This is a genomic window from Streptomyces hilarionis (assembly GCF_024539675.1).
In the GTDB taxonomy this organism is placed as follows: domain Bacteria; phylum Actinomycetota; class Actinomycetes; order Streptomycetales; family Streptomycetaceae; genus Streptomyces; species Streptomyces hilarionis.
Genome location: NZ_JAHHIT010000484.1, coordinates 1 through 405, shown reverse-complemented (window position 1 = coordinate 405; position 405 = coordinate 1). Strand labels below are relative to the sequence as shown.

Below are 405 nucleotides of genomic sequence, written 5' to 3'. Positions count from 1 at the left end.
ACTAACCAGATTGGGGATGATGCACTCGTTAGCAATCGCCACCGGGCGCTGAGAGATGTAGCGATCAACGAACCCCTCTGGCCCATCCGGCCATGAATTACAGTAATCTAAAGGAGGCGCCTCACAACTGTAAGATAGCGGAGCGTACTGAGCAGATTCTTTAGATAGTTGCGTCATAGGGCATACTTTCTGATTATATTCCAAAAGCTCACGCCTGATGACTAAAACATCTTCATCCGAAAACTTTCCTCCTCTTGGCGTCTGATAAAATTCCCGGCTGCTTTTGGGAACAAACTGCACAAATATGACTGGGGCATAATCAGCGAGCGACCCAATCAACCACTGAGAGTAATTGCTCCACTGGCAGGACTTAGTGGATTCCAGTCCATTGAGCTTGCAATAATC

Annotated in this window: 1 protein-coding gene; it reads right to left on the bottom strand. The window is 47.4% G+C overall.

The genetic code is table 11. The features are described 5' to 3' along the window. Positions 1-339: hypothetical protein (locus tag KMS84_RS39220; protein WP_256921395.1), on the bottom strand; the 339-nt coding region annotated here is incomplete at its 3' end. Between the last annotated feature and the right edge of the window lie 66 nt (positions 340-405).